At 62.3% G+C, this 23,358-nt stretch carries 21 protein-coding genes; 4 read left to right on the top strand and 17 right to left on the bottom strand.

Translation table 11 applies throughout. The features are described 5' to 3' along the window. Positions 1 to 42 precede the first annotated feature (42 nt). The 5 genes from QMX96_RS08585 to sdhC all read right to left on the bottom strand — a co-directional run bounded on the left by QMX96_RS08585 (position 43) and on the right by sdhC (position 6,359). Positions 43 to 2,874 (bottom strand): 2-oxoglutarate dehydrogenase E1 component, encoded by a 2,832-nt coding sequence (locus QMX96_RS08585; protein ID WP_043863137.1) that lies wholly within the window; start codon positions 2,872 to 2,874, stop codon positions 43 to 45. Positions 2,875 to 3,118: 244 nt separating this feature from the next. Continuing rightward, a complete protein-coding gene (locus QMX96_RS08580; RefSeq protein ID WP_043863138.1) occupies positions 3,119 to 3,823 on the bottom strand; it encodes a succinate dehydrogenase iron-sulfur subunit in 705 nt (234 codons plus the stop codon). Between the two features lie 11 nt (positions 3,824 to 3,834). Next, complete coding sequence (gene sdhA, locus QMX96_RS08575; protein ID WP_043863139.1) at positions 3,835 to 5,607, bottom strand: succinate dehydrogenase flavoprotein subunit; 1,773 nt, start codon at positions 5,605 to 5,607, stop codon at positions 3,835 to 3,837. A 3-nt stretch (positions 5,608 to 5,610) separates the two neighbouring features. Then, on the bottom strand, positions 5,611 to 5,979 hold the full coding sequence (gene sdhD / locus QMX96_RS08570) for a succinate dehydrogenase, hydrophobic membrane anchor protein (RefSeq protein WP_043863140.1): 369 nt from the start codon (positions 5,977 to 5,979) through the stop codon (positions 5,611 to 5,613). Next, positions 5,973 to 6,359, bottom strand: a complete 387-nt coding sequence (sdhC, locus tag QMX96_RS08565) for a succinate dehydrogenase, cytochrome b556 subunit (protein WP_088515660.1) — start codon at positions 6,357 to 6,359, stop codon at positions 5,973 to 5,975. Before sdhC ends, sdhD begins: the two co-directional genes overlap by 7 nt. A 350-nt stretch (positions 6,360 to 6,709) precedes the next feature. On the opposite strand from sdhC, the gene gltA reads away from it, so the two are divergent. Beyond that, entirely contained in the window at positions 6,710 to 7,999 is a 1,290-nt protein-coding gene (gene gltA / locus QMX96_RS08560; protein ID WP_282361626.1) for a citrate synthase, read from the top strand. Between the two features lie 134 nt (positions 8,000 to 8,133). On the opposite strand, the gene QMX96_RS08555 is transcribed toward gltA, so the two are convergent. The 9 genes from QMX96_RS08555 to QMX96_RS08515 form a co-directional block, all read right to left on the bottom strand. Next, on the bottom strand, positions 8,134 to 8,739 hold the full coding sequence (locus QMX96_RS08555; RefSeq protein ID WP_043863143.1) for an START domain-containing protein: 606 nt from the start codon (positions 8,737 to 8,739) through the stop codon (positions 8,134 to 8,136). A 35-nt stretch (positions 8,740 to 8,774) separates the two neighbouring features. Further along, positions 8,775 to 9,029, bottom strand: a complete 255-nt coding sequence (locus QMX96_RS08550; protein WP_043863144.1) for a YkgJ family cysteine cluster protein — start codon at positions 9,027 to 9,029, stop codon at positions 8,775 to 8,777. A gap of 127 nt (positions 9,030 to 9,156) precedes the next feature. After that, entirely contained in the window at positions 9,157 to 9,687 is a 531-nt protein-coding gene (locus tag QMX96_RS08545) for a hypothetical protein (protein ID WP_043863145.1), read from the bottom strand. Between the two features lie 67 nt (positions 9,688 to 9,754). Further along, the gene (locus QMX96_RS08540; protein ID WP_043863146.1) at positions 9,755 to 11,200 is read right to left on the bottom strand and encodes a PLP-dependent aminotransferase family protein; all 1,446 of its coding nucleotides are present in this window, start codon (positions 11,198 to 11,200) and stop codon (positions 9,755 to 9,757) included. A gap of 188 nt (positions 11,201 to 11,388) precedes the next feature. Beyond that, positions 11,389 to 12,198 (bottom strand): OmpA family protein, encoded by an 810-nt coding sequence (locus QMX96_RS08535; RefSeq protein ID WP_043863147.1) that lies wholly within the window; start codon positions 12,196 to 12,198, stop codon positions 11,389 to 11,391. Then, positions 12,195 to 12,548, bottom strand: a complete 354-nt coding sequence (locus QMX96_RS08530; RefSeq protein ID WP_210014637.1) for a DUF4398 domain-containing protein — start codon at positions 12,546 to 12,548, stop codon at positions 12,195 to 12,197. Before QMX96_RS08530 ends, QMX96_RS08535 begins: the two co-directional genes overlap by 4 nt. A gap of 9 nt (positions 12,549 to 12,557) precedes the next feature. Beyond that, a complete protein-coding gene (locus tag QMX96_RS08525; RefSeq protein WP_210014636.1) occupies positions 12,558 to 13,388 on the bottom strand; it encodes a transporter substrate-binding domain-containing protein in 831 nt (276 codons plus the stop codon). A 70-nt stretch (positions 13,389 to 13,458) separates the two neighbouring features. After that, on the bottom strand, positions 13,459 to 14,388 hold the full coding sequence (locus tag QMX96_RS08520; RefSeq protein WP_043863150.1) for an FAD-binding protein: 930 nt from the start codon (positions 14,386 to 14,388) through the stop codon (positions 13,459 to 13,461). Then, complete coding sequence (locus QMX96_RS08515; protein ID WP_043863151.1) at positions 14,389 to 15,138, bottom strand: electron transfer flavoprotein subunit beta/FixA family protein; 750 nt, start codon at positions 15,136 to 15,138, stop codon at positions 14,389 to 14,391. It lies immediately after the preceding gene. A 543-nt stretch (positions 15,139 to 15,681) separates the two neighbouring features. Here QMX96_RS08515 and QMX96_RS08510 point away from each other — a divergent pair. Then, positions 15,682 to 17,346, top strand: a complete 1,665-nt coding sequence (locus QMX96_RS08510; RefSeq protein ID WP_043863152.1) for an electron transfer flavoprotein-ubiquinone oxidoreductase — start codon at positions 15,682 to 15,684, stop codon at positions 17,344 to 17,346. A 75-nt stretch (positions 17,347 to 17,421) separates the two neighbouring features. Here the strand turns inward: QMX96_RS08510 and QMX96_RS08505 are convergent, their stop codons facing one another. The 3 genes from QMX96_RS08505 to QMX96_RS08495 all read right to left on the bottom strand — a co-directional run bounded on the left by QMX96_RS08505 (position 17,422) and on the right by QMX96_RS08495 (position 19,954). Further along, positions 17,422 to 18,738 (bottom strand): MFS transporter, encoded by a 1,317-nt coding sequence (locus QMX96_RS08505; protein WP_104572884.1) that lies wholly within the window; start codon positions 18,736 to 18,738, stop codon positions 17,422 to 17,424. A gap of 84 nt (positions 18,739 to 18,822) precedes the next feature. Beyond that, the gene (locus QMX96_RS08500) at positions 18,823 to 19,308 is read right to left on the bottom strand and encodes a histidine kinase (RefSeq protein WP_104572885.1); all 486 of its coding nucleotides are present in this window, start codon (positions 19,306 to 19,308) and stop codon (positions 18,823 to 18,825) included. A 169-nt stretch (positions 19,309 to 19,477) separates the two neighbouring features. Then, entirely contained in the window at positions 19,478 to 19,954 is a 477-nt protein-coding gene (locus tag QMX96_RS08495) for a sigma-70 family RNA polymerase sigma factor (RefSeq protein WP_282361624.1), read from the bottom strand. 255 nt (positions 19,955 to 20,209) lie between these two features. Here QMX96_RS08495 and QMX96_RS08490 point away from each other — a divergent pair, with 255 nt between their 5' ends. Together QMX96_RS08490 and QMX96_RS08485 are read left to right on the top strand one after the other, a co-directional pair. Beyond that, positions 20,210 to 21,388 carry an efflux RND transporter periplasmic adaptor subunit gene (locus QMX96_RS08490; protein WP_104572887.1) on the top strand — a complete coding sequence of 393 codons (1,179 nt, stop codon included), beginning with the start codon at positions 20,210 to 20,212 and terminating at the stop codon, positions 21,386 to 21,388. Next, entirely contained in the window at positions 21,389 to 23,356 is a 1,968-nt protein-coding gene (locus QMX96_RS08485) for a MacB family efflux pump subunit (protein WP_282361622.1), read from the top strand. Positions 23,357 to 23,358: the final 2 nt, after the last annotated feature.

The raw sequence follows: 23,358 nt of genomic DNA, 5'->3' as shown, positions 1-23,358 counted from the left end.
TATCAGTGGTTCCTTAAATTCGGTTTCTGGTGCGCGATGGCATTAAACGGTGAAGGCAGCTTGCAGCAGTTTTTCCTGCTGTTCGGCGTGCATCGAAGCGTAACCACAGGCAGGTGCTGCCGAGGCGTCACGACCGGCGTACTCAAGGACCAGGTCCTTGTTGTGACGGCTCAGGATGCGACGCATGTGGTGCTGGCTGCTGTACCACGCGCCCTGGTTCATCGGCTCTTCCTGACACCACACCACGTCCTTCAGACCGGTGTAAGGCGCAAGGATTTCAACCAGATCGTCTTCAGGGAACGGATACAGTTGCTCGATACGCACGATAGCGATGTCTTCACGGCCTTCGGCACGGCGTTTTTCCAGCAGATCGTAGTAGACCTTGCCGCTGCACAGCACCAGGCGCGTCACCTTGGCCGGATCGAGGCTGTCGATTTCCGGAATGACGGTCTGGAACGAGCCTTCGGCCAGTTCTTCCAGGGTCGAGATGGCCAGCTTGTGGCGCAGCAGCGACTTGGGTGTCAGCACGATCAGCGGCTTGCGCAGCGGACGGATGACCTGACGACGCAGCAGGTGGTAGATCTGAGCCGGCGTGGTAGGTACGCAGACCTGAACGTTGTGCTCGGCACACAGTTGCAGGTAACGCTCCAGACGCGCCGAGGAGTGCTCAGGCCCCTGCCCTTCATAACCGTGTGGCAGCAGCATGGTCAGACCGCACAGACGGCCCCACTTGTGCTCGCCGCTGGTGATGAACTGGTCGACAACCACCTGGGCACCGTTGGCGAAGTCGCCGAACTGGGCTTCCCAGATCACCAGCGCATTGGGCTGGGTGGTCGAGTAGCCGTATTCGAACGCCAGTACCGCCTCTTCGGACAGGAACGAATCGTACAGGTCGAAACGTGGCTGGCCCGGGAACAGGTTCTGCAGCGGGATATAGGTGCTGGCGTCCTTCTGGTTGTGCAACACCGCATGGCGGTGAGAGAAGGTGCCGCGACCGATATCCTGACCCGTCATGCGGATCGGGTGACCTTCGAAGGCCAGGGTGGCGTACGCCATGGTTTCGGCGTAACCCCAGTTGATCGGCAAGCCACCGGCCTGCATCTTCTGGCGATCTTCGTAGATCTTCGAGACCTGGCGCTGAACCACGAAGCCTTCCGGCAGCTCCAGCAACTTGGCCGAGAGCTCCTGCAGGGTCTTGAGGTCGAAGCGGGTGTCGTGACGCGCGGTCCAGGCGTGGCCCAGGTATGGACGCCAGTCGACGAACAGCTCCTTGTTCGGCTCCTTGACCAGGCTTTTCACAACATGCAGGCCGTTGTCCAGCGCATTGCGGTACTCGTCGACCTTGGCCTGGACGCGCTCGGCATCCAGACGACCAGCCTGGGTCAGCGCATCGGCGTACAGCTCACGGGTGGTGCGCTGCTTGCTGATCTGCTGGTACATCAGCGGCTGGGTGCCGTTCGGCTCGTCGGCCTCGTTGTGGCCGCGACGACGGTAGCAGACCAGGTCGATGACCACGTCACGCTTGAACTGCATGCGGTAGTCGACCGCCAGCTGGGTCACGAACAGCACCGCTTCCGGATCGTCGCCGTTGACGTGCAGGATCGGCGCCTGGATCATCTTGGCGACGTCGGTGCAGTACTCGGTGGAACGCGAGTCCAGCGGGTTGCTGATGGTGAAACCAACCTGGTTGTTGATCACGATGTGCACGGTGCCGCCGGTCTTGAAACCGCGGGTCTGCGACATCTGGAAGGTTTCCATGACCACGCCCTGGCCAGCGAAGGCCGCGTCGCCGTGGATCGAGATCGGCAGTACCTTGTCGCCAACGCTGTCGTTGCGGCGGTCCTGACGGGCGCGCACCGAACCTTCCACCACTGGCGAGACGATTTCCAGGTGCGAAGGGTTGAACGCCATGGCCAGGTGAACTTCACCGCCGGCGGTCATCACGTTGGACGAGAAGCCCTGGTGATACTTCACGTCACCGGAACCCAGCTCGACCTTCTTCTTGCCTTCGAACTCGTCGAACAGCTCGCGCGGGTTCTTGCCGAAGGTGTTGACCAGTACGTTCAGGCGACCACGGTGGGCCATGCCGATCACGACTTCCTTGGTACCGTAGGAACCGGAGCGCTGGATCAGCTCGTCCAGCATCGGAATCAGGCTTTCGCCGCCTTCCAGGCCGAAACGTTTGGTGCCCGGGTATTTGGTACCCAGGTATTTCTCCAGGCCTTCTGCCGCGGTAACGCGCTCGAGCAGGTGGCTCTGGATGTCTGCGGAAAATTCAGGACGCCCACGCACGCTCTCCAGACGCTGCTGGAACCAGCTGCGCTGCTCGGAGTCGACGATGTGGGTGAACTCGGCGCCGATGGTGCGGCAATATGTCTGCTGCAACGCCTCGAAGATTTCGCGTAGGCTCGCTTCCTCTTTGCCGATGAACAGGTCGCCGGCACGGAAGGTCGTATCAAGATCGGCATTGGTCAAGCCGTAATGATTGATCGACAGGTCTACTGGCGCAGGGCGCTGCCACAACCCCAGGGGGTCGAGCTTCGCGGCTTGGTGGCCGCGCATACGGTAGGCCTGGATCAGTCGCAGCACTTCAACCTGCTTCTTCTCGTGTTCACTGCTCACGCTACCGGCGGAAACCGGTTGGGCGCGGCGCTGGTTCTTTGCCAGCAGTACGAAATGGTCGCGGATCGTCGAGTGCGATACATCGGTGGCAGTGCTGCCTTCGGCGGGCAACTTCTGAAAGTAAGTGCGCCACTCTTCTGGCACAGCGTTAGGGTCGTGCAGGTAGAGCTCGTAGAGCTCTTCCACATAGGCAGCGTTACCACCTGAAAGGTGGGCGCTGTTCCACATGCGCTGCATCACGCTTTCTTGCATGCTTGGTCACCCTCGGTTAGGGGCCTCGATCGGCAAGAACCACAGCAAGCTGAGTTGAGTCCGTATGCAGCGACTGAACCAAGCCACCGAGAGTTCCGCAGATTTACCGGGTACCAGCCCGGACGCCCCTGCTGGTCTCATATCTTCATAGGTAAAAGCTCGGGCTTTTGGCCTTTGCTCAAGTTGCACCTCGGTGCGGGCAAGGGCCCGCACTTCGGTGTGCTACGGGTACAACACTTTTGAATCAGGTGCCGCTTTGCAGCAGCATGTTACGTACGTGGCCGATTGCCTTGGTCGGGTTCAGACCTTTGGGGCAAACGTTTACGCAGTTCATGATCCCGCGGCAGCGGAATACGCTGAACGGGTCATCCAGGGACGCCAGGCGCTCCTGGGTCTTGGTGTCACGGCTATCGGCCAGGAAGCGATAAGCTTGAAGCAGAGCGGCCGGGCCCAGGAACTTGTCCGGGTTCCACCAGAACGACGGGCAGGAAGTCGAGCAGCAAGCGCACAGGATGCACTCGTACAGACCGTCCAGCTTCTCGCGTTCTTCCGGTGACTGCAGGCGTTCGATCGCCGGCGCCGGGGTATCGTTCTGCAGGAACGGCTTCACCTTCTCGTACTGCTTGTAGAAGATGCTCATATCAACGACCAGGTCACGGATGACCGGCAGGCCGGGCAGCGGACGCACGACCAGCTTGTTCTTCTTCACCACCGCCGACAGCGGGGTGATGCAGGCCAGGCCGTTCTTGCCGTTGATGTTCATGCCATCGGAACCGCACACGCCTTCGCGGCACGAACGACGATAGGAGAAACCTTCGTCCTGTTCCTTGATCAGTGCCAGCACATCCAGAACCATCAGGTCCTTGCCGCCGGTATCGACTTCGAACACCTGGGTCTTAGGTGCCGAGTCGGTGTCGGGGTTGTAGCGATAAACTTCGACTTTCAACATAGTGGCCACCCTTAGTAAGTCCGGACTTTAGGCTCGAACGTCGGAACGGTTTTCGGCGAGAAGTTGACTGCACGCTTGGCAACCCGCTTTTCACCCGGGAAGTACAGGGTGTGGCACAGCCAGTTTTCGTCGTCACGGTCTTCGAAGTCTTCACGGGCATGGGCACCGCGGGACTCTTTGCGCACTTCAGCAGCGATTGCAGTGGCTTCAGCGACTTCCAGCAGGTTCTGCAGCTCCAGCGCTTCGATACGCGCGGTGTTGAAGGCCTGGGACTTGTCGTTGATCTTGACGTTGGCGATACGCTCGCGCAGGCCAGCCAGCTGTTCGATACCCTTCTGCATGTATTCGCCGGTGCGGAACACGCCGAAGTAGTTCTGCATGCAGCTTTGCAGCTCGCGACGCAGGGTTGCCACGTCTTCGCCGTCGGTACGCTCGTTGAGCTTGTTCAGACGGTTCAGCGCGACTTCCACGTCGGTGTCGCTGGCGTCGCGGTATTCGATACCGTCGCTCAGGGCCTTTTCCAGGTGCAGGCCGGCCGCACGGCCGAACACCACCAGGTCGAGCAGCGAGTTGCCGCCCAGGCGGTTGGCGCCGTGAACCGATACGCAAGCCACTTCACCGACCGCGAACAGCCCTTCGATGATGGTGTCTTCGCCGTCGGCGTTCTGCGAGATCGCCTGGCCATGAATGTTGGTGGCAACGCCGCCCATCATGTAGTGGCAGGTTGGAACGACGGGTACGGGTGCAACGACCGGGTCGACGTGCGCGAAGGTCTTGGACAGCTCGCAGATGCCTGGCAGGCGGCTGTGCAGCACTTCCTCGCCCAGGTGGTCGAGCTTGAGCATCACGTGGTCGCCGTTCGGGCCACAGCCGTTGCCGGCGATGATCTCCTTGACCATGGAGCGGGCCACAACGTCGCGACCGGCGAGGTCCTTGGCGTTTGGCGCGTAGCGCTCCATGAAACGCTCGCCGTGCTTGTTGATCAGGTAACCACCTTCACCACGGCAGCCTTCGGTAACCAGTACACCTGCGCCGGCGATGCCGGTCGGGTGGAACTGCCACATCTCGATGTCCTGCACCGGCACGCCGGCACGCAGGGCCATGCCGATACCGTCGCCGGTATTGATCAGGGCGTTGGTGGTGGAGGCGTAGATACGCCCTGCACCGCCGGTGGCCAGTACGGTGGCCTTGGCGCGAATGTAGACGGTCTCGCCGGTTTCGATGCAGATCGCGATCACGCCGACGAAGGCGCCGTCCTGGTTCTTGACCAGGTCAACCGCGTACCACTCGTTGAGGAAGGTGGTGCCGGCTTTCAGGTTGCCCTGATAGAGGGTGTGCAGCAGCGCGTGACCGGTACGGTCGGAAGCGGCGCAGGTACGGGCGGCCTGGCCACCTTTACCGTAGTCCTTGGACTGGCCACCGAACGGACGCTGGTAGATACGGCCGGTTTCGGTACGCGAGAACGGCAGACCCATGTGGTCCAGCTCGAACACCGCAGCCGGGCCTTCCTGACACATGTATTCGATAGCGTCCTGGTCACCGATGTAGTCGGAACCCTTGACGGTATCGTACATGTGCCAGCGCCAGTCATCGTTCGGGTCGGCCGAAGCGATGGCGCAGGTGATGCCACCCTGGGCCGATACGGTGTGCGAACGGGTCGGGAACACCTTGGTGATCACGGCGGTCTTGTGGCCGCCTTGAGCCAGCTGCAGCGCAGCGCGCATGCCGGCACCGCCACCACCAATGATGATGGCGTCGAAGGAAATCGTTGGAATGTTAGCCATGAATCAGATACCCCAGAGAATCTGCACACCCCAGACGAAGTACGCGAACATCGCGACACCACATACCGCCTGGAACAGGAAACGAACTGCAGTCGCCGACTTGCCCAGCGCCATCGGCGTCAGGTAGTCGGTGGCAATGGTCCACATGCCGACCCAGGCGTGAGCGCCCAGGGCAACGAGGGCCAGCAGACTGAAGATCCGCATCGCGTTATGGGAGAACAGGGCGTGCCACTGGGCATAGTCGATGCCAGGGTGCGCCACCAGGTAGCCGATCAGAAAAATGAAGTAAGCCGCGAGAACGACCGCAGAAACGCGCTGCGCCATCCAGTCATAGAGGCCCGAACGCGACAGGTTCGTGACATTAGTTACCATATCCAAACTCCCGCCAGAACGATCACCACCACGGAAATGGCGATAACGATTTTCGAGCCCAGTTTGCCGCCTTCCAGCGTCTCACCGATGCCCATGTCCATAATCAGATGGCGCACACCGGCAACCAGGTGATACAGCAAGGCGGACAGAAGGCCCCACGCCACGAATTTGGCCAGCGGACTGGTCAGGCATGCCTTCACCTCGGCAAAACCTTCCTCGGAACTCAGGGATTGGCTCAATGCGTACAGCATGATGCCCAGGCCCAGAAAGAGGATGATGCCGGAAACACGGTGAAGAAATGACGTAACGCCGGTAATGGGGAGTTTGATGGTCCTTAGGTCTAGGTTTACAGGTCGTTGGCTTTTCACGGCTTTTTTCACACTGAAGAGCCCCTAGCAAGCAGGGCAAAGTTGTTGGTAAGTGTACTGGTCAGGTACCCACCACCCAGGGAGTGACGACCCCAGAAAAGCGGGCTTTAAAGCCCCTGGCGGTCGGGTGCCGAGTATAGACAGTTAGGCTACTAATGACAACGTGAAGCCCTAGCCCAAATAGCGCATTGCCTTTGGCGAACAAAAGGCGTAAACGGGCCGCAATTTCGCGGAAAAACAGCGCCCAAAGCCCTTTACAACCGTGCTTTAGGCAAATTGACATTCGAATTTATCTCACTATAGTGGTGCGGGCCCTGCGTGGGGGGTCTGTCTGATGATTTCAAGCATTAATAGGAGGCCACATGGCTGACAAAAAAGCGCAGTTGGTCATCGAGGGCGCAGCCCCCGTCGAGCTGCCCATTTTAACCGGCACCGTTGGTCCCGATGTTATCGACGTTAGAGGGTTGGGGGCCACGGGTCACTTCACTTTCGACCCTGGTTTCATGGCGACCGCATCGTGCGAGTCCAAGATCACCTACATTGACGGCGACAAGGGCATCCTGCTGCATCGCGGCTACCCGATCGAACAGCTCGCCGAGCAATCCGACTACCTGGAAACCTGCTACCTGCTGCTCAACGGCGAACTGCCGAATGCCGAGCAGAAGGCTCAGTTCGTCAGCACCGTCAAAAATCACACCATGGTGCACGAGCAGTTGAAGTCGTTCTTCAACGGCTTCCGCCGCGACGCCCACCCGATGGCCGTCATGTGCGGCGTGGTTGGCGCCCTGTCGGCGTTCTATCACGACTCGCTGGACATCAATAACCCGCAGCACCGGGAAATCTCGGCCGTGCGCCTGGTCGCCAAGATGCCGACCCTGGCCGCGATGGTCTACAAGTACTCCATGGGCCAGCCCATGATGTACCCGCGCAACGACCTGACCTACGCCGAAAACTTCCTGCACATGATGTTCAACACCCCGTGCGAGATCAAACCGATCAGCCCGGTGCTGGCCAAGGCAATGGACCGGATCTTCATCCTCCACGCCGACCACGAACAGAATGCGTCGACCTCCACCGTACGCCTGGCAGGCTCCTCGGGCGCCAATCCGTTCGCCTGTATCGCTGCCGGCATCGCTGCACTGTGGGGCCCTGCCCACGGCGGCGCCAACGAAGCCGTGCTGACCATGCTCGACGAAATTGGCGATGTCTCGAACATCGACACCTTCATCGCCAAGGCCAAGGACAAGAACGACCCGTTCAAGCTGATGGGCTTCGGTCACCGCGTCTACAAGAACCGCGACCCGCGTGCCACCGTGATGAAGCAGACCTGCGACGAAGTGCTGCGCGAGCTGGGCATCACCAACGATCCGCAGCTGGAACTGGCCATGCGCCTGGAAGAGATCGCCCTGACCGATCCGTACTTCATCGAGCGCTCGCTGTACCCGAACGTCGACTTCTACTCGGGGATCATCCTCAAGGCGATCGGCATCCCTACCAGCATGTTCACCGTGATCTTCGCCCTGGCGCGGACCGTCGGCTGGATCTCGCACTGGAAGGAAATGCTCTCCAGCCCGTACAAGATTGGCCGTCCGCGCCAGCTGTACACCGGCTACGAGTTGCGTGACATCGTCAAACTGGAAGACCGCAAGTAAGCCAAACGGCTCGCCTGCAACAACAAGAAAGGCTGCCCTCGGGCAGCCTTTTTTGTTGCGTAACGCTTCATGCAGGAGGAGCAAGCCTTGGCGGCCCCTACAGTTGAGACATATTCCAGCCAACCATCAAACTGTTACGGTTTCTCCGCCCGCTCCTTCAACGCCTTGAGCGTATTGAACGGCGCATCCACCACGAACTTGTTCGCCACCATCGCTGGCACACTGCCGCCTGGCTCGGTGTGCACCTGGTATGTCACCTCGGTAGTGTCACCCTTGGGCACCAGCTTCCAGAAACCCTGCACTTCAGCCACCCGCACATAGCCTTTTTCTTCCGGCAGGTACTTGGGCACACCCTCCAGCTTGCGGGTCAGGCTGCCGTCGGCACCTTCGCTGGTGGTTACATGGATGATCGAATCGCGCGGGGTGACCGGCCACGGCGTATTGAACTGGGTGTAGGTCCAGCTCTGGTCACCCTCGTGCTTGAGCAGCTTCTGGCTCTTGCACTCGTGAATCCAGGCACAGGCCCCGGCCACGTCTTCCTGCAGCGCCCGGACCTTGGCCAGCGGCGCCTTGATGGTCGTCACGCCCTGATAGGCCTTGTAGTTCGAACCACTCACTTCGCTCAGCGATACCTTGATGCCATCCCCTTCCTTGGCAACCTTCCAGTCTTCAGCCTGCGCCACCGACATGAACATCGCACTCAGACCACAAATCACCGCTACCCGCTTCATCGAACCCATCGTGTTGTTTTCCTTGTTTGCGAAGTTCCACTCACTCAAGCCGCCGTCACTTGCTCCAGCCAACCGATGATCCTGATCGCCTCGTCGCGATCATTGCCGCAGGTGTCCACCTCCGCCTGGAAGCCCGAGCACACCGCCGGCCGTTCAGGCTGGCCGAACAGACTGCAGAGGTTGTGCTCGGACAGTTGCACACAGCGTTCGCCAGCCGGCTTGCCGTGCGGCATGCCAGGAATGGGCGAGCTGATGGAAGGGGCAATGCAGCAAGCGCCACAGCCTTCACGGCAGTTCATGACGACATGGACCTCGGCCTAACAAATGATGGGTGAATGGGGATAGTAACCGCTAAAACAGGTGTTTGAAATTACCGCTCAGATGAAATATCGCCGCGCAGAATGTGACCGGCAGGTCGAGCAGCGTTTATTGCTTGAACTCGAAATCGATGGCTGCACCCTCAATGTCCTGACGGGCATCATTGCGCAACTGCAATTGCATTTCGTTGCTGATCAAGCGGCCATTGAGCTGGAACGGGCTGTCCGCGGCAGGCTTTTCTTCGAACAACGACGGCAGCAGCGGACGTCGCACACGGACTTCCTCCTGACTGCTCGGCTGCAGGTCCTTGACCATCTCCGGGGGCAGGCTCAGATCCAGGCGCGCCTTGGGCAAGGGCGCGGCAATCACCTCGGAGGCCTTGCGCTTGCCCGACTTTACCGCCTTGGCCGGCGTCTTCCTGGGGTCGCCAGCCTTGGTCTTGGGTTGCGCCTTGGGCTTGGCCTGTGGCTTGGCACTCGCTTTTACCGGGGCCTGGGTCGAAGGCTTCCGGTCCGGTGCCGGGGCAGCCGACGCCTGTGCCAGCAGTATCGGCCCCGGTCCGGGCACAGCCAGTGCCGGGCCCGTTGCACACAGGCCCAGCGCACACAACATCACGGCAGCACAGCTCAACGCTTTCATAGGCAACGAGACGTATTCATGAGTCGCACATGCTCCTTGTTCCTGCAGTCGCTGGCAAGCCCGCGATCTAGAGGTATCCGCCCGAGGCGGTTTCCTGGCAAAGCTGATGGGCCAGCATCCCCAATGTCAGCAGCGCCCGCTCAGCCTCGCGGTTCCACGGAATGCCGCAGTTGAGGCGAATGCAGTGGTTGAACTGCTCCGTGTTACTGAAGATCAGCCCGGGCGCGATGCTGATGCCCTGCTGCAAGGCACGTACATGCAACTCCTGGGTGTTGACCCGCCCCGGCAGGCTGACCCACAGGATGAAGCCCCCGGTAGGCCGGCTCATCTGGGTGCCTTCCGGAAAGTGCTGCTGTACCGCCAGCTGGTAGGCACTGAGGTTCTTGCGATATTCCTGGCGAATGTAGCGCAGATGGCGGTCATAGCCACCATTTTCAAGGTAGGCCGCCACCCCCATCTGCGTCACACTGCACGCCGAGTGCGTGGTAAAGGTCTGCAGTCGCTGGATTTCCTGCTGATAGTTGCCCGCGATCATCCAGCCGATACGCACCCCCGGCGACAGGGTCTTGGAAAAGCTCGAGCAATAGATCACCCGCCCCAGCCGGTCGAAGGCCTTGAGTGCCTTGGTGCGCCCTTGCTCGAACATCAGCTCGCCGTAGATATCGTCCTCGACGATCTGGATATTGAAATCCGAGGCCAGGCGCAGCAACTGCTTCTGGCGCTCCTCGGGAATGGTGCCGCCCAGCGGGTTGCTCAACCGCGCAGTCAGCACCAGCGCCTTGATCGACCACTGGTTGGCCGCCAGTTGCAGGGCCTCCAGGCTGATGCCGGTGGCCGGGTCGCTGGGGATCTCGATCACCTTGAGCCCCAGCAGGTCCGCCAGTTGCAGCAGCCCGTAATAGGTGGGCGACTCGGCGGCGATCAGGTCGCCTGGCCGGGTCAGCACCCGCAACGACATCTGCAGCGCATCGACGCAACCGTGGGTCACCACCACTTCGGACGGGTCGACCACCACCCCGGCGTCGCGCATGCGAATGGCGATCTGCCGGCGCAGCGGCTCGAAACCCGGGCTGAACATGTAGCTGAACGCGCGCGGGCTCTGGAACCGCGTGACCTTGGCCAGTTGCTGGTGCAGCGCGCGCACCGGCAGGTAGTCCACATGCGGAACCGCCGCCCCCAGCGGGAACACCCCATCACGCCGGGCTTCGGTCAGTACCTGCTGGATGATGCTGCTGCGCGTGACCAGCCCTGGACGCTCGACCCGCGCGATGTCCGGGGTCTGCGCAGTCAGGGCCGGGGTCTGGTGGACGTAGTAGCCCGATTGCGGCCGCGCGCGAATCAGCCCCTGGTCCTCGAGGTTGGCATAGGCCTGCAGCACGGTGGCATGGCTGACATTGAGCTGCGAGCTCATCTTGCGTACCGACGGTACGCGCTCACCGGGCTGATAGACGCCGCGGCGGATGTCTTCCGCCAGTTGCTGGGCGATGCGCTGGTAGAGCAACAGATTGGTCATGGGACGGATCTCGAAACGCGGGCTATCTAATTGTTCTTGTACAGTCGGCGAAGAATACCGGAACAGTGCATAAGTGTACGGGCACAGATGCCAGAATAGTCGACTACACAGTTGTGTGACAGCGGCTTTTTCAAGCTTTGCGGCATAAAAAAACCGGTGACTATCACCGGTTTTTGTTTACCTCGACCTCAGCGCGGCGCGCCCAGGTGGCCTTTCTCGTCGGAAAACACGATCTCCACCCGACGGTTCTGCGCCCTGCCCCGCTCCGAGGCATTGGCCTCGATCGGGTACTGGTCGCCATAGCCTTCGACCTGGATGCGTTTTTCGTCGACGCCCAGGTCGACCAGCATGTCCGCCACGGCCTGCGCACGATCACGCGACAGCGTCAGGTTGTCCTCGGGGGTGCCGGTGCTGTCGGTATACCCCTCGATGCGCACAACGCGCCGGGGGTTGAGCTGCAGAAACTGCACCAGCTTGAGCACGGTACGGCTGGCGGAGTTCTTCAATTCGGCCTGCCCGGTATCGAACAGCACGTCACCCAGGGTCATCACCAGGCCACGGTCGCTCTGGGTCGTGGCCAGGCTGACGATCTGCGCCTCCAGCCATTTGCCCTGCTGCTGCACGCTGACCAGCTTGGCTTCGCGCAGGGCCAGCTGCAGGCGCTGGCGCTCCAGTTCGAGCTTGGCCAGGCGCTCCTGATTGAGCACCAGGTTGCTGTGCTCGCGGGCAATCTCGCTGTAGCGCTGACTCAGGTAGGCGTAATGGCGCACGTCCGCACCACTGCCCACGTAGCTGGACAACCGCTCGGCACGGGCCAGCGACTCGCCGGCGCGGATCACGTCACGCGGCGCACTGCGCAGCACATTGGAATCGTCCTTCACTGCCTGGAAACTGGCGGCGGCCTGGTCGAGGGCAGTTTCGCTGCGCTCGCTGGCGCAGCCCTGCAACCCCAGCACACCTGCACACAACACGGCCACCAAGGGCTTGATCGAACTCACTGTTGCTCCCCCAACTGCTTGCGCAGACGATTGACCCGCGATTGCAGCAGCGACAGCTGCTCCTGACTCTTGAGGGTCAGCACCCGGGCTTCGGCCAGCCGCGCATCAAGCTCGGCCTGCTCGGCGCGCAGCCGCGCATCACGGTACGACTCGCTGGCCATGTTGCTGCGGGCGCGGGCAAGCTTGTCTTCGGCCAGCTTCAGCTCGGCCACTTCGTCGGTGGCACCGACGGCCTTGGCCTGCTCCAGCGCCTGTTCGGACAGGCGCATCTGCTCGTGGGGCGCCGGGTCGGTAGCGCAACCGGCCAGGGCCAGTAACGCCATGGCAGCGAAAAGCGGTTGAGTTCTCACACAATCTTCCTACTGTTTGGGGGCGTCGAGCGGTTGCTGCAGCTGCGCCTTCCAGCGCTCGACATTGCGTTGCAGTACTGCCTGAGGCACGCCTGAGGCCGGCAATTCTGTCAGTTTTTTGGCCAGCTGTCCGCGCAACCAGGCGTCATTGCACGCCGAATTGTGCGACAGCGCCAGGTACAGCCCGGGGCGATCCAGCGGCAGGCCGCGGGCGATCAGGTCGTTGGCCATGCCAAGGGTCTGCGCCATGGCCATGCCGGCGTAACGCCCGGCCAGCACATAGTCGACCTGGCCAAGCAAAAGCTTCTGGAATGCCTGGGTCAGGTTCTGCGCCGGCGCCAGCTTCAACTGGTCCTTGGCAAACTGAGCGAACGCCGGGGTCAGCCTGGCCTTCTCCGAGATCGCGCCCTGGCGCTGGTGCAGATCGGCCAGGCCGTCGTAGGCCAGCGTGGAGTCGTGCCGGGTCCACACCAGGTAGTCGTTCTGCAGCAGCGCCGGGTGGATGAAGTCGACACGGGTCAGGTCTTCAGTGGCCAGCGGCGCATCCACCAGCAGGTCCATGCGTCCGCTGCGCACTTCATCCTGCGCCTCGTTGCGCTTGCCTGCGTACAGCACCTCGACCTTCAGCCCAAGCTCCGTCGCCACCTGCTTGAGCAGGTCGACGTTGGCGCCAATCAGGTGCCTGGGGTCCTGCGGGTCGCGCCAGGCATAGGGCGGCGCATCGGGGCTGCCGGTCGCCACCAGACGCTCGCACTTGCCCACCGCCAGCGCCGCCGTGGGCAAGCTGGCAAACCCCAGCAATCCCGCCATCGCCATTCGGCCAAGCCACCCCATGCACATGCCTCCCTTGCGTCGCGAAATAAAAAAGCCCGATCAAAAGACCGGGCTCTTTATAAGTGAAGCGGCTGGATTAAACCAGCTTCTCCAGCTCAGGTACGGCTTCGAACAGGTCGGCGACCAGGCCGTAGTCGGCCACCTGGAAGATCGGCGCCTCTTCGTCCTTGTTGATCGCAACGATCACCTTGGAGTCCTTCATGCCGGCCAGGTGCTGGATTGCGCCGGAGATACCGACGGCGATGTACAGCTGCGGCGCAACGATCTTGCCGGTCTGGCCGACCTGCATGTCGTTGGGCACGAAGCCTGCGTCGACCGCGGCGCGCGAAGCACCCACGGCGGCGCCGAGCTTGTCGGCCAGCGCGTACAGGTGCTTGAAGTTGTCGCCGTTCTGCATGCCGCGACCGCCGGAGACGACGATCTTGGCAGCGGTCAGCTCAGGACGATCGGACTTGGCCAGCTCTTCGCCGACAAATGCCGACTTGCCCGCATCGTGGGCAGCGCCAACCGCTTCGACAGCAGCCGAACCACCTTCGGCTGCAACGGCGTCGAAGCCGGTGGCACGCACGGTGATGACCTTGACCGCAGCGCTCGATTGCACGGTGGCAATGGCGTTACCGGCGTAGATCGGACGCTTGAAGGTGTCAGCCGACTCGACCGCGATGATCTCGGAGATCTGGTCGACGTCCAGCAGCGCGGCAACGCGCGGCAGGATGTTCTTGCCGTTGGAGGTGGCTGGTGCCAGCACGTGGCTGTAGGCCTTGCCAAGCTCGGCCACCAGCGGCGCGACGTTTTCCGGCAGCTGGTGCGCATAGGCAGCGTTGTCGGCTACCAGCACCTTGGCCACGCCAGCGATTTTCGCGGCAGCTTCGGCAACGCCACCCACGTTCTGGCCAGCGACCAGTACGTGGATATCGCCACCGATTTTCGCGGCGGCAGCAACGGTGTTCAGGGTCGCCGGGGCAACGGCGCCGTTTTCGTGTTCAGCGATAACCAGGATAGTCATTTAGATTACCTTCGCCTCGTTCTTCAGTTTCTCGACCAGTTCAGCCACCGACTTGACCTTGATACCAGCGCTGCGTGCAGCTGGCGCTTCGACTTTCAGGGTCTTGTTGGTAGAGGCGGTGGAAACGCCCAGCGCGTCCGGAGTCACAGTCTCCAGCGGCTTCTTCTTGGCCTTCATGATGTTCGGCAGCGACGCATAGCGCGGCTCGTTCAGACGCAGGTCGGTGGTCACGATCGCCGGCAGGTTCAGAGCAACGGTCTGCAGGCCGCCATCGATTTCACGGGTGACGTTGACCTTGTCGCCGGCCACTTCCACCTTGGAGGCGAAAGTACCCTGGGCATAACCGGTCAGCGCAGCCAGCATCTGGCCGGTCTGGTTGTTGTCGCTGTCGATGGCCTGCTTGCCAAGGATGACCAGCTGCGGCTGCTCCTTGTCGACCACAGCCTTGAGCAGCTTGGCCACGGCCAGCGAGGTCAGCTCTTCAGCCGACTCGACCAGCACGGCGCGGTCGGCACCCAGTGCCAGGGCGGTACGCAGCTGCTCCTGGGCAGTGGCCGGGCCGACGGTAACGACGACGATTTCGCTCGCCACGCCCTTCTCTTTCAGGCGCACGGCTTCTTCTACGGCGATTTCGCAGAAGGGGTTCATGGACATCTTGACGTTAGCAAGGTCTACGCCGGAGTTGTCCGCCTTGACGCGAACCTTGACGTTATAGTCGACCACTCGTTTGACAGCTACAAGAACCTTCATGGATTCCTCGTTACTCTCCGGTGAAAAGAATGTCGCCTGGGCAGAACCGGGCGATTGCGCGTGGGTACAAGGGCACCTCCAAAAACGAACGCGAGCAGGTGAAATTCAACTGACTGTGCAGTCTGTTCTCGACGCTTGCGCGCAAAACCCGTGGGTCATTGTTTGTCGTGGCGTGTAAACTCCACTACAAAGGCGGGTCCTGGCGTAACTGCCCTGCTTTTTGCCTGGTTTTTAGGGGTGCTCCTGCATCCGACGGTCAGCCTACGGCGAGCGTAAAACCGCCCGTATCTTGACCGTAACGCCCAATCCGGTCAATACGGCAAACCAGCCAGCTTCAAGCCGTGCGTCTTTGATTTTACTGGGCTGCGGCAAATTCAAACAAACGTTTGTATTGGACCTCGCAAGTGGTGTAGATATAATGCGCGGCCAAGAGAAAGCGGTGTAGTCCGTCATCACCCGAGCTACACACCCGGGTACTTCGAAATGACCGCCTGACACCCGCCAACAAAGAAAAACCGATGAGCCTTGAGTAGGAGAGAACCTGTGGAACGCGAATACATGGAATTCGACGTGGTCATCGTCGGCGCTGGCCCGGCAGGCCTGTCCGCCGCCTGCCGACTGAAGCAGAAGGCCGCCGAAGCCGGTAATGAAATCAGCGTCTGCGTGGTCGAGAAAGGCTCCGAGGTCGGTGCACACATTCTCTCCGGTGCGGTGTTCGAGCCGCGTGCCCTGAACGAACTGTTCCCGGACTGGAAAGAACTCGGCGCGCCACTGAACACCGAGGTCAAGCGCGACGACATCTACGTGCTGCGCGACGCCAGCAGCTCGGTCAAGGTGCCCGATCTGTTCGTGCCCAAGACCATGCACAACGAAGGCAACTACATCATCTCGCTGGGCAACCTGTGCCGCTGGCTGGCCCAGCAGGCCGAGAACCTGGGCGTGGAAGTCTACCCAGGCTTCGCTGCCCAGGAAGCACTGTTCGATGAAAACGGCGTGGTCCGCGGGATCATCACCGGCGACCTGGGTGTCGACCGCGAAGGCAACCCCAAGGAAGGCGTATACACCCCCGGCATGGAACTGCGCGGCAAGTACACGCTGTTCGCCGAAGGCTGCCGTGGGCATATCGGCAAGCAACTGATCAAGCGCTTCGACCTGGACAACGCCAGCGACGTGCAGCACTACGGCATCGGCCTCAAGGAAATCTGGGAAATCGACCCGGCCAAGCACCAGCAAGGCCTGGTGATCCACACCGCCGGCTGGCCGCTGGACGTGATGAGCACCGAGAACACCGGCGGCTCGTTCCTGTATCACCTGGAAAACAACCAGGTGGTGGTCGGCCTGATCGTCGACCTGTCGTATGCCAACGCCTACCTCTCCCCGTTCGACGAGTTCCAGCGCCTCAAGCACCACCCGGTGCTCGCCCAGTACCTGGAGGGTGGCAAGCGCATCAGCTATGGCGCCCGTGCCCTGGCCAAGGGCGGCCTGAACTCGCTGCCGAAAATGGTATTCAAGGGCGGCGCGCTGATCGGCTGCGACCTGGGAACCATGAACGTGGCCAAGATCAAGGGCAGCCACACCGCCATGAAGTCCGGCATGCTCGCAGCCGAAGCGGTGGCCGATGCGCTGCTGGCCGGTAGCGAGGGTGGCGACGAACTGACCGCCTACGTCGACGGCTTCAAGGCCAGCTGGCTGTACGAAGAACTGTTCGCCAGCCGCAACTTCGGCCCGGCGATGCACAAGTTCGGCCCGATGCTCGGCGCGGCATTCAACTATGTCGACCAGAACTGGTTCGGCGGCAAGCTGCCGTTCACCCTGCACGACACCAAGCCGGACTACGCCTGCCTCAAGCTGGCGGCCGACTCGAAGAAGATCGATTACCCCAAGCCCGATGGCAAGTTGAGCTTCGACAAGCTGAGCTCGGTGTTCCTCTCCAGCACCAACCATGAAGAAGAGCAGCCGTGCCACCTTAAGCTGACCGACCCGAGCATTCCGATCGGCACCAACCTGCCGCTGTACGACGAACCGGCGCAGCGCTACTGCCCGGCCGGCGTATACGAGGTGATCAGCCAGGAAGACGGCAGCAAGCGCTTCCAGATCAACGCCCAGAACTGCGTGCACTGCAAGACCTGTGACATCAAGGACCCTTCGCAGAACATCACCTGGGTCACCCCGGAAGGTGCTGGCGGCCCGACTTACCCGAACATGTAAGTACCGCCCACAAAAAAAGCCCCCACGCCTTGCGGCGCTGGGGGCTTTTTCGTGAAGGCGTTCGAGCAAACGGTCTCACACCTTCGCCAACACCAGTTCATCCCCGGCCCGCAGGTCCTCCCGCGCACTGAAGTACACCGCCGTGAGCAGGCCCACCGTGCCCATCAGCAGGCAGAACCCCACACACACCCATGGGCTCCACGGCATCAGCGCAATCAGCATAAGCGGCGTGGTGCTGGCCCACAGCGCATAGGCCAGGTTGTAGGTAAAGGAAATCCCCGACACGCGAATGGCCGGCGGAAACAGCCCGACCATCACCGACGGCACCACCCCCACCACACCACAGGCCAGCCCTGCCAGCGCATAGGCCACCCCGGTCCAGCCCCAGCCGCCGATCAGGCTGGCATACAGCGCCCCCACTCCCAACGGCAGCAACAGGCTGTAGACCATCAGCGCGCGCCAGGCACCTACCCGGTCCACCAGCAAGCCGGCCAGCACGCAACCGATGTTCAAGAACACGATACCCAGCGCGCTCAGGGCGAAGGTGTCGGCCGCGCTCATGCCGAAGCGCTGCTGCATCACCGTCGGGGTAATCACCACCAGCACCACCACCGCCGAGGTCAGCACGCAGGTCAGCAGGGCCGCCGGCACCAGCGCGCGGCGGTGCTCGCGCAGCACCGTGCGCAGCGGGAAGGCCACCGGTTGTTCACGCCGCTCGCGCAGCGCCAGGAACACCGGCGTCTCGCTCAGCCAGCGGCGCAGCCACACCCCGATCACGCCGAACACCCCGCCCAGCAAGAATGGATAGCGCCAGGCGTAGTCCAGAATCTCCTGGGCGGTGAACACCTGGGCCAGCGCCGTGGCGGTCAGCGCGCCCAGCAGGTAGCCGAACGTCAGCCCGGCCTGCAGAAAACCCAGCGCATAGCCCCGCCGCCCGGCCGGCGCATGCTCGGCGACGAAGGTCCAGGCGCTTGGCACCTCGCCGCCCACCGCCGCGCCCTGCAGAATGCGCAGGCCCAGCAGGATCAGCGGCGCCGCGTAGCCGATGTCGGCATAGGTCGGCATCACCCCGATCAGCAGGCACGGCAGCGCCATCATCAGGATGCTCAGGCTGAACACCTTCTTGCGCCCCAGGTGATCGGCAAAATGCGCCATCAGGATGCCGCCCAGCGGCCGCGCCAGGTACCCGGTGACGAAGATCCCGAAGCTCTGCAGCAGACGCAGCCACTCCGGCATCTCGGGCGGGAAGAACAGCTGGCTCAGGGTCAGCGCGAAGAACACGAAGATGATGAAATCGTAGATCTCCAGCGCACCGCCCAGCGCCGCCAGGCCCAGGGTCTTGTGGTCGTCGCGCGAAAGCCGCAGCGGGCGCGCAGGGTTGGTGGCAGTCATAAAGGCATCCGCTTCGATAGGCTCACTGCGCGCAGCAAGGCGCGCCAGGACAGGCGCAGAGCATACCAAAAAGCGGCGAACGGCTCAGGCCTCGCGAGGGAACACCGTATGCCCCATGTTCAGGCGGCGCATGGGGGGCGCGTTACCAGCAGGCCTGTACCCGGGGTTGGGCAACTGCCCAAGCAGCAGTGGGGCATCGATGATAGCCATGAAGGACTGCAGGGCCTCGTTGTCGGGCACCTTGGGCAGGCTGACGCTCACCGCCTGACGCTGGCCAGCAGGCACCGCAGGTACGCGAAGGTGTTGCGACTCATACAGCAGCACATGCTGGATCTGTGTACTCACGCGACAGAACCGCTCCAGATCGACCCCCACGTGGCTGGCCAGGTCGATATTTCCGACCAGCAGACTGAACGGCAAAAGCGCGTTCTGCACCAGGCGCTGCAGGTCGTCGAAGGTCTCGACAGGGGCAATCCGGTAATACCCCAGGCCGTTGAGCATCTTCTCCAACTGCAGCAGTTGGATGGGGTGCTCATCGGCAATCAGGATTCGCATGGACTTGTCGGGCATCGGAAGGGCCTGGATAGAGAGCATGGAAGACATTCCTTGACCGCTACTACGCCACGATAAACCTCAGGCTGCGACAGGCATTACGTCAGGTGACGGATCTGATAGATAGTTGTAGGGAAATGCCGGGAAATCAAGGCACAGCCTCAATTGTTTCTTGCTGACCAGTGCATCAGACGGAATTTTGGCGCATCCGCGCCCGGCAATGCTTCATGGCATTGACGATATTTTTTTCCACCAGACTGCGAGAAATTCCGAGTCTTTCGGCAATTTGCTGGTGAGAAAGCCCCTCCAGCTTGCGTAGAAGGAAACTGTCCCGGCACCCAGGGCTTAGTTCCCCCAACGCCTGCTGCATCAGCTCCAGTCGGCGATCCATGTCCATGCGCTGGCAGGGCGTCGGCGAACGGAATGCCTCGTCGGTGTCGAGCACTTCCAGCGGCTCGTTGTGCCGCACCTGACTACGCCGATGGTCGTCGATCACCAGATTCAGCGCGGTACGGTAGAGAAAGGCCCGCGGATACTCGATCTGCTGTTCGCCATGTCGCTCGAGCACTCGCACATAAGCGTCGTGGGCCACGTCCTCGGCCGCCTGGCGACTGCCCAGCCGAACACACAGAAAGCTCACCAGTTCGCGATAGTAGTTTTCCAAAACGACACCTGGCCAGGATTCGGCGCTAAAGCGCCGAGAATGGAGAATCAGGGTGAAGCCAGTAGGCAACAATACAAATTATTATTATTCTCAGCAACCTCCGTCACGCCTCGCAGATTACCCGACTGCACGGCCTGCGACCCTGAATGTGCGCCGGTAAATTCCTGTGCATATAGCTCGTCTAACGAGGAGCCCCCGTGCCTGCGCTGTCTACGCCAGCAACTCGCGGGTCAACCCTTCTGGCTGGAAGCCCGCATGACACGTCTTACGAAAAATCGCCGCCTGTTGCTCTGCGGCCTCGGCCTGCTCGCCGCCGGCAGCCTGGCGGCCTGGCAAACCCTGCCATTGGGTGGTGAGCCCTCGAACACCATCAAGGTCACCCGCGCCGACATCGAAAGCAGCGTGACAGCACTCGGCACCCTGCAGCCACGCCGCTATGTCGATGTCGGCGCCCAGGCCTCGGGACAGATCCGCAAGTTGCATGTGGAAACCGGAGACCACGTCGAGGAAGGCCAACTGCTGGTCGAGATCGACCCTTCGACCCAGAAGGCACGCCTCGATGCAGGCCGCTATTCGATCGAGAACCTCAAGGCCCAGCTGCAGGAGCAGCGCGCCCAGTACACCCTGGCCGAGCATCAGCTCAAGCGCCAGCAGCAACTGGCCGCCAGCGGCGCTACCCGCGAAGAGGATGTGCAGACCGCACAGGCACAACTGAAAGTCACCCAGGCACGCATCGGCATGTTCCAGGCGCAAATCCTGCAGGCCCAGGCCAGCCTGCGCAGCGACGAGGCAGAGCTGGGCTACACGCGTATCTACGCGCCGATGTCCGGCACGGTGGTCGCCGTGGATGCGCGTGAGGGCCAGACACTCAACGCGCAGCAGCAAACACCGCTGATCCTGCGCATCGCCAAGCTGTCGCCGATGACCGTATGGGCTGAGGTCTCGGAGGCCGACATCGGCAACGTCAAACCCGGCATGCAGGCCTACTTCACCACCCTGGCCGGCGGCAAGCGCCGCTGGAGCAGCACCGTGCGCCAGATCCTGCCGGTACCGCCCAAGCCGCTCGACCAGATCAGCCAGGGCGGTGGCAGCCCCACCAGCTCCAGCGCCTCCGGCGGTGGGGGCAAGGTCGTGCTGTATACCGTCCTGCTGGACGTGGACAACGTCGACAATTCCCTGATGGCGGAAATGACCGCCCAGGTGTTCTTCGTCGCCGGCCAGGCCAGCAACGTGCTCACCGCCCCGATCGTGGCGCTGGAGCCCGATGCCCGGCAAAACGACATGCGCCTGGTCCAGGTACTGCACCCCAACGGCAAGGTCGAGCAACGCCAGGTTCGCGCCGGCCTCAGCGATCGCCTGCGCGTGCAGATCCTCGAAGGCCTGGCCGAGGGCGACACCCTGCTGATCGGCGCGCCCGCCGCCAGTGGAGGCTGAATGTCCACACCCCTGATCGAACTGCGCGACATACGCAAATCCTACGGCGGCATCGACACGCCCAAGGTCGAGGTGGTACGCGGTATCAGCCTGGCCATCCAGCCCGGTGAGTTCGTTGCCATCGTCGGGGCTTCGGGCTCGGGCAAGTCGACCCTGATGAACATCCTGGGCTGCCTCGACCGCCCCACCAGCGGCCAGTACTACTTTGCCGGCAAGGATGTCGCCGAACTGGACAGCGACGAACTGGCCTGGGTCCGTCGCGAAGCCTTCGGCTTCGTGTTCCAGGGCTACCACCTGATCGCCTCCGGGTCGGCCCAGGAAAACGTCGAGATGCCGGCAATCTACGCCGGTACCCCTGCCGCCGAGCGCCATGCCCGCGCGGCCGGGCTGCTGGCCCGACTGGGCCTGGCCACCCGCACGGGCAACCGTCCGCACCAGCTGTCCGGCGGTCAGCAGCAACGCGTCTCGATTGCCCGCGCGCTGATGAACGGCGGCCACATCATCCTGGCCGACGAACCCACCGGCGCCCTCGACAGCCAGAGCGGCGCCGAAGTGATGAGCCTGCTCGACGAACTGGCAGGCCAGGGCCACGTCGTGATCCTGATCACCCATGACCGCGAAGTCGCCGCGCGCGCCAAGCGCATCATCGAGATCCGCGACGGCCTGATCCTAAGCGACTCGGCCAACGCGGCGGCGCCAGCGCGCGCAGCGGTGGCCAGCCTGAATGCAGACGACCTGCGCCAGCGCCTGGACCGCGGCGCCACCCAGAGCGGGGCCTGGAAAGGCGAGCTCATCGAAGCCCTGCAGGCCGCCTGGCGCCTGATGTGGATCAACCGCTTCCGCACCGCCCTGACCCTGCTCGGCATCGTCATCGGCGTGGCCTCGGTGGTGGTGATGCTGGCCGTCGGCGAAGGCAGCAAGCGCCAGGTCATGGCGCAGATGGCCGCCTTCGGCTCCAACATCCTTTACCTCAGCGGCAGCGAGCCGACGCACAACGCCCCCGCCGGAGTGGTGACCCTCGACGATGTGGCAGCAGTGGCGCAGTTACCGCAGGTGAAGATGATCATGCCGGTCATCGGCAGCGAACTGACGGTGCGTTACGGCAACAGCAACCAGCGCTTCTACGTCGGCGGCAACAACACCCACTTCCCCGAGATCTTCAACTGGCCGGTGGTCGAAGGCAGCTTTTTCACCGACGCTGACGAACATGCTGCCGCAGCCGTCGCGGTGATCGGTCACAAGGTCAGGGAAAAACTTCTCAAGGATGCCGGCGACCCTATTGGCCAGTACATCCTGATCGGCAACGTGCCCTTCCAGGTCATCGGCATACTCGCCGAAAAAGGTTCCAGCTCCGGCAACCAGGACAGCGATGGCCGCATCGTGGTGCCCTACTCCGCCGCTGCCGTGCGCCTGTTCGGCAGCCGCGATCCGGAGTACGTCACCATCGGCGCAGTCGACTCGGGCCGGGTCAAGGAAACCGAGCAGGCCATCGATCACCTGATGCGCCGCCTGCACAACGGCAAGCATGATTTCGAGCTGACCAACGATGCGGCGCTGATCCAGGCCGAGGCCCGCACCCAGAACACCCTGTCGCTGATGCTGGGCGCAATCGCAGCCATTTCGCTGCTGGTGGGCGGCATCGGGGTGATGAACATCATGCTGATGACCGTGCGCGAACGCACTCGCGAAATCGGCATCCGCATGGCCACCGGCGCCCGCCAGCGCGACATCCTGCGCCAGTTCCTCAGCGAAGCGGTGCTGCTGTCGATGGTCGGTGGCATCACCGGCATTGCCCTGGCGCTGTTGATCGGCGGCGGCCTGCTGCTGGCCGACATTGCCGTGGCCTTTACCCTGGGCGCCATGCTTGGCGCATTCACCTGCGCGGTCATCACCGGCGTGGTATTCGGTTTCATGCCCGCACGCAAAGCAGCCCGTCTCGATCCGGTCAAGGCCCTCACCAGTGAATGAAC

Source organism: Pseudomonas sp. PS01300 (genome assembly GCF_029960155.1).
Lineage (GTDB): Bacteria > Pseudomonadota > Gammaproteobacteria > Pseudomonadales > Pseudomonadaceae > Aquipseudomonas > Aquipseudomonas palmensis.
The sequence above is the reverse complement of the archived record's forward strand: the minus strand, read 5'-3'. Positions and strand labels throughout refer to the sequence as shown.

What these genes read in the sequence shown, in the direction of transcription:
- QMX96_RS08580 (WP_043863138.1), bottom strand. Translation starts at nt 3,823, where the DNA reads ATGTTGAAAGTCGAAGTTTATCGCTACAACCCCGACACCGACTCGGCA.
- QMX96_RS08515 (WP_043863151.1), bottom strand. Translation starts at nt 15,138, where the DNA reads ATGAAGGTTCTTGTAGCTGTCAAACGAGTGGTCGACTATAACGTCAAG.
- QMX96_RS08520 (WP_043863150.1), bottom strand. Translation starts at nt 14,388, where the DNA reads ATGACTATCCTGGTTATCGCTGAACACGAAAACGGCGCCGTTGCCCCG.
- sdhA (WP_043863139.1), bottom strand. Translation starts at nt 5,607, where the DNA reads ATGGCTAACATTCCAACGATTTCCTTCGACGCCATCATCATTGGTGGT.
- QMX96_RS08545 (WP_043863145.1), bottom strand. Translation starts at nt 9,687, where the DNA reads ATGAAAGCGTTGAGCTGTGCTGCCGTGATGTTGTGTGCGCTGGGCCTG.
- sdhD (WP_043863140.1), bottom strand. Translation starts at nt 5,979, where the DNA reads ATGGTAACTAATGTCACGAACCTGTCGCGTTCGGGCCTCTATGACTGG.
- QMX96_RS08485 (WP_282361622.1), top strand. Translation starts at nt 21,389, where the DNA reads ATGTCCACACCCCTGATCGAACTGCGCGACATACGCAAATCCTACGGC.
- QMX96_RS08550 (WP_043863144.1), bottom strand. Translation starts at nt 9,029, where the DNA reads ATGAACTGCCGTGAAGGCTGTGGCGCTTGCTGCATTGCCCCTTCCATC.
- QMX96_RS08505 (WP_104572884.1), bottom strand. Translation starts at nt 18,738, where the DNA reads ATGACTGCCACCAACCCTGCGCGCCCGCTGCGGCTTTCGCGCGACGAC.
- gltA (WP_282361626.1), top strand. Translation starts at nt 6,710, where the DNA reads ATGGCTGACAAAAAAGCGCAGTTGGTCATCGAGGGCGCAGCCCCCGTC.
- QMX96_RS08490 (WP_104572887.1), top strand. Translation starts at nt 20,210, where the DNA reads ATGACACGTCTTACGAAAAATCGCCGCCTGTTGCTCTGCGGCCTCGGC.
- QMX96_RS08585 (WP_043863137.1), bottom strand. Translation starts at nt 2,874, where the DNA reads ATGCAAGAAAGCGTGATGCAGCGCATGTGGAACAGCGCCCACCTTTCA.
- QMX96_RS08525 (WP_210014636.1), bottom strand. Translation starts at nt 13,388, where the DNA reads ATGTGCATGGGGTGGCTTGGCCGAATGGCGATGGCGGGATTGCTGGGG.
- QMX96_RS08555 (WP_043863143.1), bottom strand. Translation starts at nt 8,739, where the DNA reads ATGGGTTCGATGAAGCGGGTAGCGGTGATTTGTGGTCTGAGTGCGATG.
- QMX96_RS08500 (WP_104572885.1), bottom strand. Translation starts at nt 19,308, where the DNA reads ATGCCCGACAAGTCCATGCGAATCCTGATTGCCGATGAGCACCCCATC.
- QMX96_RS08540 (WP_043863146.1), bottom strand. Translation starts at nt 11,200, where the DNA reads ATGACCAATCTGTTGCTCTACCAGCGCATCGCCCAGCAACTGGCGGAA.